Annotated in this window: 2 protein-coding genes; both read right to left on the reverse strand. The window is 66.0% G+C overall.

Annotated features, from left to right (window positions below):
- Nucleotides 1–11 precede the first annotated feature (11 nt).
- Nucleotides 12–290 carry a YrhB domain-containing protein gene (locus tag HU735_RS25785; RefSeq protein ID WP_186716262.1) on the reverse strand — a complete coding sequence of 93 codons (279 nt, stop codon included), beginning with the start codon at nt 288–290 and terminating at the stop codon, nt 12–14.
- Nucleotides 290–14,299: filamentous hemagglutinin N-terminal domain-containing protein (locus tag HU735_RS25790; RefSeq protein WP_186716265.1), on the reverse strand; the 14,010-nt coding region annotated here is incomplete at its 5' end. The genes HU735_RS25785 and HU735_RS25790, both read right to left, overlap by 1 nt.

Raw genomic sequence — 14,299 nt, forward strand, 5'->3', positions numbered from 1 at the left:
AATTACCTATATTATTTCTTATCACGCTTCCTCAGAGAGTACTCTTCCACATACTCCTTTGGCGGCAATGCCGTACCAAAAAAATGCAGTTCGCCGGTATCTTTATCAACAAAAATCGGCCCATTCCCAACCAGTTGAAATGAAAAATCACCTGTCTCAACATACTGTTTAGAGTTGAAGCAAAATAGCCACCCATCAGGAAACCCTTCAGAATATGTTATAACCAGCGGCATTGGAGACTTACTCAAATGATTAATAACCATATCCAGGGACTCTTCAAAACTTATCACTAGTTGGTCCTCAAAAACTTAAACGATGTGAACTTACTGAGATCAGCAACCTTGCCTGTCTGCCCATCTAAGAATCTGATAGTACCATTCTGGTTTACGACATTGAACACATGTCCAGGCTGACCAGGTCCATACGACCCATACACAATACCTCGCGCACCTGAGCCAATACCAATCATTTTCTGAGAAATATTATCCGCAGATGAGACCGATACAAATCTTGTACCAAACTGCTTTTCCAGCACTGTAATTGAAACGCCATCTGTTGATTTTATCGGAAGCGCCGAAGCTGGATTTCCAGCCAGAGTTGCATCAGTCGCAATTGAACAATTCACGCAGTTATGAGTTCGACCAGCTTCAGGAAAGCCTGGATTGACATTCTTAATCGAGCCAGCCGTTTCTTCGACCGCGCCACCCGTTCCTTTTGCACCGCTCGCGCCAAACCAGGATTTTATAGACTCGACAAACCCTCTACCACTCCGCGCCAACCCACGCACAAGCCCTGCACCCGAAAGCACCAGGCCAGCCAGCTCAGCCTTCTCGAGCGTATCCAGCCGCTCAGCTTCCGATGCCGTTGGCGTAAACAACGAATCCTTGTCCGGGAACCTTTCTATGAAGGTATCGACCAATTCCACGGCCAGTGGGTTGAGCTTATCCACCCCCTTGCCGTGTTGTGCCATCGATTCGAGGGCATCCACAAGCTCCTGCTGACTCACCTTGCCGCTACCCTCAGGGCAAGCGGTAGGCACCTGAGCGCATGCGTTCAGGATGCCCTTGGCATAGGCCTCGCCATTCTTGCGATGCAAGTCATGGTTGTACTGGGTGGCCGACTGCGCGATCTGCACGCCTTTGTCCAGCTCGCCGTTCACCGCAGCCGCCGCCACCAGGCCGGTCAGTTGCGACAACATCAAATGCAAGGGTTCATTGCCCTGCGCAGCCGACGACAGCGCATTGACCATCGCCTCGTTGAGCCCCGCGGCGGCCGCGCCGGTCTTGAAGTCGCCGCCAGTGGCTTCGGCAATCAGACCGCCCACGATGGCGTGGGAGATGACCTTCGGCAAACTACCGCTCTCGAAGCTGAGCGTCTGGTCGCCCACCCACTTGAAGCCAGTGGCCATGGCCACCGTGCTGGCCTCGCCGGCAAGTGAAGCGAGCAGGTTGTCCTTGAGGCTGCCGCCATTGATGGCCGTGGAAATGCTGCTACTGATTACCGCCCGGCCACCGGCGCGGAGCGCGACATCGGATGCATTGCTCCACGTCAGGACATTGTCGGTTGTGGAAGTCGCTGGCAACGCCTTGCCACCCTCGATGCTGACAGCACCTTTGTTGGCTGCATCACTGGCCTTGAACCAGTTTTGATCGGCGTACTGCAATGCCCCTGCGACCGCCATGGCAGTCGCCGCGCTCTTCAGGCTCTCCTTGCTCAAGGTTTCCTTGAGTGCCGCGCCCAGATCACCTTTGTTGTTGATGGTGCTGACCGCGCCGGTCGTGGCCAGGCTGGTGGCTCCTGCCAAGGGGGCGCCCGTCAGACCGAATCCGACCGGCCCCATGACCGCAGCCATCAGGATCGCAATTGCCAATTGCGCCGCTGGACCCAATCCGGAGTTGGCGTACTTGAAGCTGGTGTGCACCTCCTGGACCTGACGCCAGTCGACGCCGCCTTGCGCTTCCAGGTCCTTTAGCCAGGCCAGCTTGGGATCGGCCTTGACCATTGCATCGATGGACTCGTGCACCGTCTGTTGATTGACCTGGCGAACATCGGCGCGGATATTGCCCACGGCCTTGATCATCACATCGCCTGTGGCCACCAGTTCGCTCTGACGCAAGGTTTCGTCGGTACGCCCCTTGCCCTTCATACTGAACCAGCCGGCGTTGGACTTGCTCTTCTCGTGGCTCTCGTCGTGCAGGTCCTTGACCCCTTCGAAGGTGATGTCACCCCCGCTGTCCAGGGTCAGGTCGTCGCCGCTGGTGAGCTTGGCCACCTGGTAACGCTGGTCGCCGCCACTTTCCAGGGTGAGGTCACCACCGGTGCTGATCTCGCTGCCGACATGGCGCACGTCGGTGACTTCATCGCGGCGGGTCTTCTTCTTGCCCCAGCTGCCCTTGCTCTTCTTGTCATACAGCGAATAGTCGCTGTCGGTCTCGGCCAGCAGTTCCAGCTGGTCGCCGGCATAGAGGTAGGCCTCGTCGCCGGCGCTGACGCGACTGGAGATCAGCTTGAGGTCCTCGCCAGCGCTCAGCGAAATGTCGCCTGCGGCATTGACGCGGGTGCCGACCTGGCGGACATGGTCCTCCTGGCGGGTGACTTTCTTGGTCTTGGAGTAGAAGTGTTCCTCGTTGGCCGCCGAGGACAGGGTCATGTCGTTGACGGCGCTGATGGCGATGTTGCGCTTGGCATCCAGCTCGCTGCCGATGGCAGCGAAATCATTACCGGCCTTCATGTCGATATCGCGCCCGGCACTGATCTGCGAGCCGAACTGCTGCACCGAGCTACTGCGGTTGTTATGGCCGTTCTGGTAGCTGTAGGTCTGCTCGGCCGAGCCTATCAGCAGGTCACGACCGGTGCGCACGTCCACGTCGCGGCCGGCCTGGAGCATCCCACCCACGTTCAGGAAATCACGGCCGATGCCCAGTGACAGGTCATTGCCAGCCTCAATCCGCGCGGCGTTGTCGAGGCGCCCTTCGGTAACGAACATGCCACCCAGCATCGTCTGGGTGCGCTCGTTGATCAGGTCGCCAAACATCGTGTTGAGGGCAACATCGTGCCCGCTGATGATGCCGCCAGCACCGTTGAACAAGGTATCGCCTGCCAGCAAGTCGACCCGGCCACCGGCCTGGATCAAGCCGGTATTGACCAGATCCTTGCCGGCGATCGCCGACAGGTTGTTGCTGGCGCGCAGGGTACCGCTGTTCCTCAGGCTTTCGCCGGCGACCAGGTTGATGTCCTTGCCTTCGATCAGCGCCCCGGTCGGTGCCAGGCGATCATTGGCATGGGCCAGGTAGAGCACCGGCACCAGTACCTGCTCGCCCTTCACTTCATGCTTTTCGAGCCAGACGATGTCCTTGGTGAGCGCCGCCACCTGGGCGGAGGTCAGGGTGACGCCCAGCGACAGACCCAACTGCTCGCGGCTGGCCACGGCGTTGTCCATCAGGTGGCGATACAGTGCCTCGTCGGAGGTCTGGCCATCGATGAAACGCTTGCCGGTGCGGGCGGTCACCGCCTGCTGGATCAGCTGCTGCTCGTAATACCCATCGCCCAGGCGCTTCCAGCTCTGGTCCGGGTCGTAGCCGAGGTTGCCGAGCAGGTAGTCCGAACTCATGAACTGCTTGAGGTCGGTGAGCACCGGGTCAGTCTCGACCAGGTACTTGTGCGGCTGCGGCGCGCGGCTGTTGGCTGGCAGGCCCTGGACCCGGGCGATGGTCTGCGGGCTGACAGCCGTGGCGGCGCTGGACACCGCCTGCGCCGCGGCCATGCGCACGTCCTGCGGCGCCGGCGCGGTGCCCGGCTGGACGATCGGGGTGGCGGTATTGCGTTCGAGCGGGACGGCGGAGCTGCCACCGCTGGGGCGGCTGATGTCCAGCGCGGCCAGGCCGGGGCCGCTGACCTGGGTCTGCTCCAGCGGGGTGCCGGCACCGATCTGGGTGCGGCTCGGCAGGTTGTCCGCGCCCTGGGCCTGGCCCACCGCCGCGACACTGGCCACATCGGCCCGGTTGTCCAGGCCAAGGCCCTGGCGCTGGTTGGCCGTGAGCTGACGCTCGGTGCCCTGGATGGCGGTGATCGCGGCGATGTCCACCGTGCGCCCCTGGACCACCGGCAACAGTTGCTGGCGCTGGGCCAGGTCGATGCTGGCACCGCCCAGGGTCCAGCTGCTCGGCGCCGGCGCGGCGGTGCTGGCACCGGCCTGGCTGGCGGCCTGGGCGCTCAGGCGGAACAGCCCGGTACCACCGGTGGGCAGGGTGAAGCCGGGCAAGGCCAGCGGGTTGACCTGGCGCTGGGCGAGATCAGGCGGCAACTGGGCGTTGATCTTGACGACATTGTTCCTGACCTGGCTGGCGGCCTGGGTGTCGGCGCCATTGAGTGCCAGGCTGGAATAGCCGGTGTTGCTGCGGGTCACGCCATTGTTCAGGGTCTTGCTGGCCGTGATCGACACCAGGCCCCCCGCCTGGATCACCGCGCCGGCGGCAACGCCGGTGTTGGTCTGGGTTTCAGTTTTCGACACCTGGTCATAGGCAAGCAGCTGCGCAGGCAAGGCGTACCCGGAATTGGGCCGGTAATAGGGGTTGGCCTGCCCCGTATCCTGCCTCCCCATGCCGAGGGTTTCGCTACCGATATCCTCCCTGCCCCGACGCTTGTAGATGTATTCAAACTTGGTCTTGGAGTTGTACTTGGCGTATTCGGCGACCGCTCCACCGGTACCAACCAATCCCCTCCAGACCCCGCTTCGCTCACTGTCATTCGGGTTACGGAAAATGCGTGTACGGATCAGACTCTCGGTCGAGGCGCCCTCGTTGTTGAAGGTGTCGGCGGCGATATTGATCGACGTTGCCGCGCTGATCGAGCTGTGCGTGTTCTCGAACGCACCGGCCTGAACGCTCAGCGCGCCGCCAGTATTGATCGATGCCGCAGGCGAGTCGCCTGTGGTGGTGCGTTCGATCTCCTCGGTCACGTAGTAGTTGAGATCGTAGTGTCGGCCTTTGCAGTTCAGGCACTGGTACTTGATGGTCCCGGAGATCAGCCGTTCGTTGACCGAGAAATTGTCACGCTTGTTGCTGACGGTGTTGGCATACAAGCCCATCGCCCCGTCACTCTGCAGCGTGGCGGAGACGTTCTCGATCAGGCTGGCCCGCCCCTGCGCGGCATTGGCCGCCACCATCAGGCCGCCGAGGCTGTATACGGTGGCGAAGCGGTTGGTGAAGCTGCCGGTCAGCAGACGCATGTCGCCGCCGCTGGAAATCAGGCTCTGGCCAGCGGCGCTGCCTTCGTTGCGCAGTACCTGGCTGACCAGGTCGAGCTTGCCGGCGCTGCCCACGGTGCCGCTGTTGCCGAAACTGCCGGCATTCAGGGTCATGTCGCGACCCGAGGTGATCCGCCCCTGGTTGATGAAGGCGCCGCCACTGCTGACCTGTACATCGCCGGCACCGGCAATGCGCCCGCCGCCCAGTACCTGCACGCCGGCGGCGCTGAGGTTGAGGTTGCCCAAGCTGGTGGCCTGCCCGCTGCCGGCGTACTGGCCGCTCAGGGCCAGGTCGAGCGTGCCGTTGCTGGCAATCAGGCCGTTGTTGGTCCAGTTGCCGCCGCGGCCCACCAGGCTGGTGCTGGCCAGCAGCTGGCCGCTGCCGGTCAGGTTCAGTTCACCCACGTTGACGGTAAGGCGCGCGGCCTGGACCGCGCTGCTGTTGGTCCAGCTGGCGGCGTTCAGGGTCAGGCCGCCCAGGGTGACGATGTCGCCGCCGGCATTGCCCAGGTTGGCCATGCCGATCTGCAGCTCCCCTGCCCCGCCATGCAGCAGGCGACCGCCGCCGTTGAGCAAGCTGGCGGCCTGCAGGGTGAAGTCCTGGCTGGCGACTTCCAGCACGCCATTGCGGTTGTCCAGCACGCCAGCCAGTTGCAGCGTGGTGGTGCCGGCGCTGCCCAGGCTGCGCAACTGGCCGCCCTGGTTGTTCAGGCTGACGGCGCTGAGGCCAATGCGGGTATCGCTCTCGACGATGCCGCCGACGTTGTCAAAGGCGCCACGCAGGGTGAAGTCCAGCGCCTGGCCGGCCAGTTGACCTCCAGCGCCGTTGTCCAGGTCGGCGGCATCGATGTTCACCTGGCCCAGAGCGTACAGACCACCACCGCGGTTGTTCAGGTTGCCGGTATGGATCTGCAGCGTGCCGGCTTGCGCGGCCAGGCGGCCGCCGCTGTTGTCCAGGCCGCCCAGGGCGATCAGCTTGAGCTGACGCGCCTGCAACGTACCACCCTGGCCGTTGCGCAGCAGCCCACCGACCTGGGCATCGAGCAGCCCCTGCAGGCTGGCGATGATGCCGCCACGGTTGTCGACGCTGGCCGCCTTGAGCAGCAGGTTGTCGTCCTGGGCGATCAGCTTGCCGCCCTGGTTGTCGACAGCGCCGCTGGTGAGGTCGATAGCGCCCTTGGCCTGCACGCTGCCGGCCTGGTTGCTCAGGCTGGCGGCTTTCAGGGTGATGGCGTCGGCCTGGCTGTAGAGCAAACCGTCGCGGTCGTTGTGCAGTGCGCCGGTCAGGTTCAGGCCCAGCGCCTGGTTGGCGGCCAGGGTGCCGTTGTCGCTGTTGTCGAGGCTGGCGCCGTTGAGGTCGAGGTAGGTCCGGCTGGTCAGGCGCCCGCCCTGGTTGGCGATTGCCGCACTGCCGCGTAGCTGCAAGCCGGTGCTGGCCAGCAGGGTGCCCTGGGCATTGTCGAGCTGGCTGGCGAGGTCGAGGGTCAGCGTGTTCAGGCCGATCAGGGTGCCGCCACGGTTGTTCAGCGTCGTGGCCTGCAGGCTGAACGCGCCGCCTGCGTCCACGCGTCCGCCCTGGCTGTTGTCCAGGCTGCCGTCGCGCAGGTCGAGCTGCTGGGCGCCGGTGCTGGCGAGGTAACCGCCACGGTTGTCCAGGCTCGTGGCCTTGATGCGCAGCTGGCCCTGGCTGACCAGGGCGCCAGCGTCACGGTTGTCGAGGGCGCCGGCCAGGGTGATGCCCAGGTCGCCGTCGCGGCTGGACAGGGTGCCGTTGTTGCGGTTGTCGAGGGTCGCGGCATTGACGGTCAGGCCCTGCCAGCCGGAGATCAGGCCGCCCTGGTTGATCAAGGAGGTGGTGCCCAGGGTCAACTGCTGGCTGCTGATCAGCCGACCATTGCTGTTGTCCAGCGTGCGCGCGGCGAGGCTGAAGCCCTGCGGGCTGGAGATCTCGCCCTGGCGGTTGTCCAGGTCGCGCAGATTGCTCAGGGTCAGTTGGCCCTTGGTGTGGATCAGGCCAGCGCGGTTGTCCACGTCGCCGCCGGCGATGCCCAGCAGCAGCGCCAGGCTGCGCTCGCCGAGCAGGCGACCGCCCTGTTGGCTCAAGCTGTCCGCGCTCACCTGCGCGGCGCCCTTGGCGGAGATTTCACCGCCTGCGTTGCGCAAGGCGGTCGCGCCCAGGGTCAGGCTGTCGAGGCTGTTGATCAGCCCGTTGCCGCCATTGTCGAGTGTCCCGGCGCTGGTCAGTGCCAGGTGCGTGGTGGCGAGCAACTTGCCGCCCTGGTTGTCCAGGCCCTTGCTGGTGACGTTCATCTGCCGGCTGGCGCTGATCTGCCCACCCTCGCGGTTGACCAGCTGACCGTCGATGTCCAGGGTCAGGTCGCCACGGCTGGTCACTGCCCCGCCGCTGTTGTCCAGGCGCTGCGCCTGGACCGACAGGCTGGCGGCGGCGATCTGGCCCTTGAGGCTGGTCAGGGCACGCTCGACCACCAAGGTCAGGCCCTGCTGGCCGAGCAGCTTGCCGTTGCTGTTGTCCAGGGTCGTGGCGGCCAAGGCGAAGGCCTTGGCGCTGGAGATCTCGCCGCCACGGTTGTCGACGTCGGCGAAGCGCTTGAGCAGCAACTGGCCGGGGGTGTTGATCAGGCCGCCCTGGTTGTCGAGCTGGCCGTGGTTCAGGTCCAGCTCGACACTCGCATCGGAGTACAACTTGCCGCCGTACTGACGCAGGCCGCTGACGTTGGCAGTCAGCGCCTCCTGCGCGGTGATGTGTCCGCCGCTATTGTCCAGCAGGCCAGTGTCGATTCGCAGCAGGCCGGCGCTGGTCAGGCGCGCGCCGTCCTTGTTGTCGAGGCTGTCGCTGGTGATGCGCAGGTCGCCCTTGGCACTGACCAGGCCCGCCTGGCCGTTGTCCAGGTGCGTGCCGCTCAAGGTGATCTTGCCATCGCCCAGCAGCTTGCCACCCAGGTTGTTCAACACGCCATGGCTGGACACGACCAGATCACCGGCGCTGGAGACTTCGCCAGCGGCATTGCTGATGCTGGCGGCCGCCAGCGACAGCGCGTCCTCACTGGCAATCTTGCCCTTGTCGTTGTTCAGCGCGCCGCTCAGTCGCGCATCAATGCCCTTTTCTCCGCGCACCTCGCCCTGGGCGTTGTCCAGGCTGGCCCCGCGCAGGGTGAACCGGTCTTCGCTGGCAATCACGCCAAGGCGGTTGAGCAGCGTCTGGTGCTCGACCGTCAGCGCCCCCTTGGCCTTGACCAGGCCGCCGTCGCCGTTGTCCAGGGTCTGGCCTGCGAGATGAACGGCGCCCTGGCCGGAGATTTCGCCGTTGCGGTTGTCCAGGCTGGCAGCCTTGACGTCGAGCAGGCCGGTGGCAGCCAGCAGGCCCTTGGCGCGGTTGTCGACTTTATCGGCGGTCAGGTCCAGCACACCGCCGGCCTCGACGGTGCCGGCCTGGTTGTCCAGTTCGCCCAGCTGCGCGCGTAGGTCGGTCCTGGCCGACAACTTGCCCTTGCCGTTGAGCACATTGGCCGCCTCGAGCAGCAAGCGAGCCTCGGCTGAGATGACGCCCGCCTGGTTGTCGAGTCGGCCCTGCACCTTCAGGTCGATGTCGTTCAGGCTGTTGAGCGTGCCCTCGGCATTGTTCAGGGTGTTGGCGCGCACCACCAGGTGGCGGGCGCTGATCATGCCGGCGACGTTGTCCAACTGCCTGGCAATGCGCAGGGTCAGCCCCTGGCTGCCGAGCAGCTTGCCGCCGCTGCCGTTGTCCAGGCTCTCGGCAACCAGTTCGTAGCCCTGGATGCCGTTGATCTGGCCGCCACGGTTGACGACTTCGCCGAGGTTGCGCAACAGCAGCTGGCCCGGGCCACGAATCAGGCCATTGCTGTTGTCCAGCCGGCCATGGTTGAGGTCGAGGCTGAGGTCCTCGATGCTGAACAGTTCACCGCCCTGCTGGTCGAGGCGGGAGACGCTGGCCAGCACCTGGCGCCCGGCGATGCTGCCGGCGGCTTGGTTGCCGACCGTGGTCGCGCTTAGGTCCAGGCGCTGGCCACTGCTGAGCAGGCCTCCCTGGCCGTTCTCCAGGGCGCCGGTGCGCACCGTGCTGTTGCCTTCGGCGGTGATACGGCCCTTGTTGCGGTTGTCCAGGCTCGCGGCGCTCAGTTGCAGATGGCCGTCGGTTTCCAGAGTACCGCCCTGATTGTCCAGCGCCGTGGCGCTGGTCACGATCAGGTCGCCCTTGCTGCTGACCTTGCCGCCCTGGTTGAGCAGCGTGACGCCCTCGAAGGTCAGGCTGCCACTGCTGTCGATCAGGCCTTTGTTGTTGTCGAGCACGGCATCGCGCAGCGGCTGGCCACGGTCCTCCAGGACCACCAGCAGCGAGCGCCCGGCGCCCAGGCTGCCGCCCTGGTTGTCCAGGCGCGCGCCGAGCAGATCGACGTCGCGGCCCGACACCAGGCCCTTGTTCTGGTTGACCAAGCGCGCCACGGTCAGGGCCAAGCGGTTGTCGGCGATCAGCCGGCCACCTTCGCTGTTGTCCAGTTGCTCGGCCTGCACCAGCACCTGCGCCTGGCTGGCCACCCGGCCGCCTTTGTTATCGATGTCGCCCACCTGCAGGTCGACACCGGCATTGCCAACCACCACGCCTCCGACGCGGTTGTCGAGGGCGGTACCGCGCAGCGTCAGGCTGCCTTCGGCGACCAGTTCGCCGCCCTGCTGGCGCAGCGTGCCGACGCGGGCATCGAGGTTGGCGCGGCTGGCGATTCGCCCCTTGCCGTTGTCCACTTCCTCGGCCTCGAGGTCCACTGCCGCGGTGGCGCTGAGCAGGCCTTCGCGGTTGTCCAGGTGCCGGCCTTTGAACACCAGGGTGGCGCTGCTGCGCAGCACGCCGTTGCGGTTGTCCAGGGCATCGACGAACAGTTGCAGTTGGCGATCGGCGTGCAACACGCCTTTGTGGTTGTCGGTGCTGGCGCTACGCAGGGTCAGCAAGTCCTTGCCGGACACCACCCCGCTGCGGTTGTCCAGGTGACCGAGCAGCAGCTCGATCAGGCCCAGGGCACGCACTTCACCGCCCTGGTTGTCGAACAGGCCGCCGACCTGCGCCTTGATCCGGCCATCGCTGGCCAGGCTGCCGCCGACGCGATTGTCCAGGCTGGCGGCGGTCACCTGCAGGTCCTTCTGTGACAGCAGCGTGCCGTTGCGGTTGTCCAGCGCTCCCTGCACCGTGAGCAGGGCCGCCTGGTCGCCGATGATGCCGCCGTCACGGTTGTCCAGGCTGCCGGCCTCGATACGGGTGACCGCGCCACTGGACAGCTCACCGCCGACGGTGGCCAGCGCGCCGCTCACTTTTACGCTCAGGCCATGCTCGCCACTGACCGTGGCGTCATGGTTATCCAGGCTGGCCGCACTGACTTCGACCCGACTACCGCTGACCAGGCCATTGACGTTGCGCAGCACCTCGGCGACCCGCACCACCAGTGCCTGGTCACTGCGCACGCTGCCATCGCCGTTGTCCAGGCTGGTCGCCGCCAGCTCGAAGGCCTGGCTACTGGAGATTTCGCCACCCCGGTTATCAACGCTGCTCAAGCGCTTGAGCAGCAACTGCCCGGCGCTGCGGATCAGTCCGCCCTGGCTGTCCAGATGGCCGTCGGTAAGGTCCAGGGTCAGGTCGCTGTCGCTGGTCAGCTTACCGCCGCCCTGCTGGTCGAGACGCCCGACCTCGACCAGCGAGGCGCCGTGGGCGCCGATACGACCACGTTCGCTGTTGTCCAGCTCGCCGGCCTTGAGGGTCAGTGTGTCGCCACTGGTGAGGACACCTGCCTGGCGGTTGACCAGGGCGTCTGCTGTCAAACGCACCGGGCCCTTGCCGGTGAGCAGGCCCTGGTCGCTGTTGTCCAGGCGCTGGCCGGTGAAGGTGACGGCCTGGCCGCCATTGACGACGCCCGCGCGGTTGTCGAGCTGCCGCGCTTGCAGGGCAATGTCGCCCTGGGCGGCCAGACGGCCCAGGCGATTGTCCAGATCGCCGCCGAACGTCAGCGCCAAGCTCTCACGGGCCTCGATGACACCGCCTTGGTTACCCAGGCTCGCCGCCTGGAAGTCGAGTACCTGCCCGGAGATGCGCCCCTTGGCGTTGTCCAGCGCCTGGGCGATGCGCAGGGTCAGCGATTGCTGCGAGAGCAGCTTGCCGCCCTGGTTGTCGAGTGCCTCGGCGGCGACCGCGTAGGCCAGGTCGCTGGATACCTCACCAGCGCGGTTATCGACCCGGGCCAATTGCTGCAACAAGAGCTGGCCCGGCGCGTTGATCAGGCCGCCCTGGTTGTCGAGCAGGCCGTGGTTCAGGTCAAGGAGCAGGTCCGCGCCGCTGAACAGCTGGCCGCCGTTGGCCTGGCGCAGGCCTTTGATACGGGCGACCAGCGACTGGCCGGCGTGGATGCGCCCGGCGTCGGTGTTGTCCACCTGGCCGGCGTTCAACTCAAGCCCCTGTGCCGCGTATATCTGCCCGCCGGCGTTGACCAGGCCCGCGGTGCCGACCTTTGCCTGGCCCTGGCTGCTGATCTGGCCTTGGTCGTTGGCCAGCGAACCGCTGTCCAGTTGCAACTGCTCGGCGGCCACCACGGTACCACTGCGGTTGTCCATGGCCCCTACGCTGGCAACCGTCAGCTGGCGGTCACCCTGCAGGCGCCCGGCACGGTTGTCGACGCTGCCCGCGCTCAACGTCAGGTCGGCGGCGCTGATCTCGCCACGCTGGTTGTCCAGCGCGCCGTCCAGGCGCAGCCGGGACGCCTCGCGCGCCTTCAGCTTGCCGTCGGTATTGAGCAGATTGCCCGCCTTCAGGTCCAGGCCCTGGGCCGAGACCAGGCCACGGGTGTTGTCCAGCAGCTGGACGACACGCAAGGTCAGCGCCTGCTCGGAAAGCAGCTTGCCGTCCTGGTTGTCGAGGCTGTCGGCAGCCAGGCTGAAGCCAAGCTGGCTGGAGATCTCGCCGCGGCGGTTGCCAACCGTGGCCAGGTTGCGCAGCAGCAAGGCGCCCGGGCTCTGCAGCGTGCCGCCTTCGTTGTTCCAGTGGCCACGGGAGAGGTCCAGGGTCAGGCCCTGGGCGGCACTGATGCGCCCCTGGCGATTGTCCAACCCGGTGCTGGTCAGCAGCAGGCTGCCGTTGCCGGCGATCTGCCCCTCCAGGTTGACCAGGCTGCCGGCCTGTAGCACGAAGGCCTGCTCGGCCAGCAACCGGCCACGGCTGTTGTCCAGCTGGCCGGCGACTGTCAGTTGCAGGCCGCCGCGCGCCTGCACGGTGCCGTCCTGGCTGAGCAGGGTCGCGGCGCTCAGGGTCAACTGGTGGCCAGCGATCAGGCCGGCGGTGTTGGCCAGTTGCCCGGCAATCTGCACCCGCAGGTCGTTGCCGCCGAGCAGCTTGCCGGCGCTGTTGTCCAGTTGCCGCGCCACCAGCGCATAGGCCTGGCCGGCGGAGATCTCGCCGCCGCGGTTGTCGACGGTCCCCAGGCGTTGCAGGGTCAGTTGGCCCGGGGTAGTGAGCAGGCCGCCCCCGCTGTTGTCCAGGTGGCCGTCCGCCATGTCCAGGGTCAGCGCCTTGGCGCCGTGCAACTGGCCCCCGCCGCGCTGGTCGAGCTGGCCCAGGCGCGCCGTGGCCTGGCCATCGCTGGCGATGCGCCCGGCATTGCGGTTGTCGACGCTGGCGGCCTGCAGTTGCAGGTCCTGCCCGGCAGCCAGGGCGCCGGCGCGGTTGTCCAGGCGCCCGGCGACGGTGATGTCCAGCGCCCGCCCGGCGCTCAGCCGGCCGCCTTGGTTGTCCAGCTGGTTGGCGCCCAGCGTGTTGCGCTGCTGCGCCGACAGCTCGCCGCCGCGGTTGTCCAGGGTCTGCGCAGTGATGCGTTGGGCCTGGCCGGCGCTGATCAGGCCGTTCTGGTTGCCCAGGGTCTGTGTCGCCTGCACGGTCTGGTCGCGCCCCGCCAGCACCCTGCCCTGGGCGCTGTTGTCCAGGGCGGCGCTGGTGATCCGGCTGTCCTGCCCGGAACTGAGGGTACCGCTGCGGTTGTCCAGCTGCCCTTGTACCGCTAGGTCCAGGTCGCGGCTGGCGACAATGCTCTTGCCACTGTTGAGCAACTGCCCGCTGGCAATGCTCACGTCACCCTGGGCGTTGCGGCTGCCATCGGCATTCACGCCGGCCTCGATCACGCCCTGGTTGGCCAGTGTGCCTGTGGCCTGGACGCTGATTCGGTTGCCGGCAGTGATCGCCTGGCGAGAGGTCAGGTCGGCACTGCTGCGCACCTCGACCTGGCTGGCGCCATGCACCGGCCCTTGCAGGTCGACGCCGGCGGCCTGCAGCCTGACAGCGCCACTGGCGCTGGCCTGGGCCAGGCTCAGCTGACCATTGGCGTCCAGGCGGATATCGCCGCCACTGGCCGCCACGTCCCCGGCCAGGCGCACACCGACGCCCGCCTCGGTACCTACCAGGCGAATGGCGCCGGCGTACATGCCACCCAGGGCGCTGGAGTCGATGGCCAGGGCCGGCGCATCGGCCGCGTTGCCAGCGCGCGGTGTCGTGGCCAGGGTCTGGGCGTCGACATCGTTGCGCCCGGTGATGACGTTCAGTTCACGAGCGCGCAACTGCGCGTTCAGGCGTGCCGAGCGGGTAATGATGTCGAAGCGTTCGACATTGTCGGCATTCAACCCCGCCCCTTCCAGCGCCACGCTGCCGCCATCGACCTGATAGCCACTGAGCGCGCCACGGCCGTCGAGCACCGGCTTGCCGGTGCTCAGGGTCACTTGCGGCGTGTTGATGAAGCCACAGCCATCACAGGTGATGCCGTGAGGGTTGGCGACGATGACCTTGGCCGCATGCCCGGCCACTTCGGTATAGCCGCGCAGCTGGCTGGCGTTGGCGCCGTTGACTTCGTTGAGGATGACATTGGCCGCCGCCCCTTGCAGGTTCGGGTTGCCGACGATGATCCCGCCCAGCTGGGTGGCCTGGGTGCGCTCGGTGGCGTTGTTGAGGATCAGCCCCTGCTGGCCGACGTTGTAGTCGCTGAACTGGTTGTGCGA

Origin of the sequence: Pseudomonas sp. BW16M2 (assembly GCF_014268865.1) — a bacterium.
GTDB lineage: Bacteria > Pseudomonadota > Gammaproteobacteria > Pseudomonadales > Pseudomonadaceae > Aquipseudomonas > Aquipseudomonas peradeniyensis.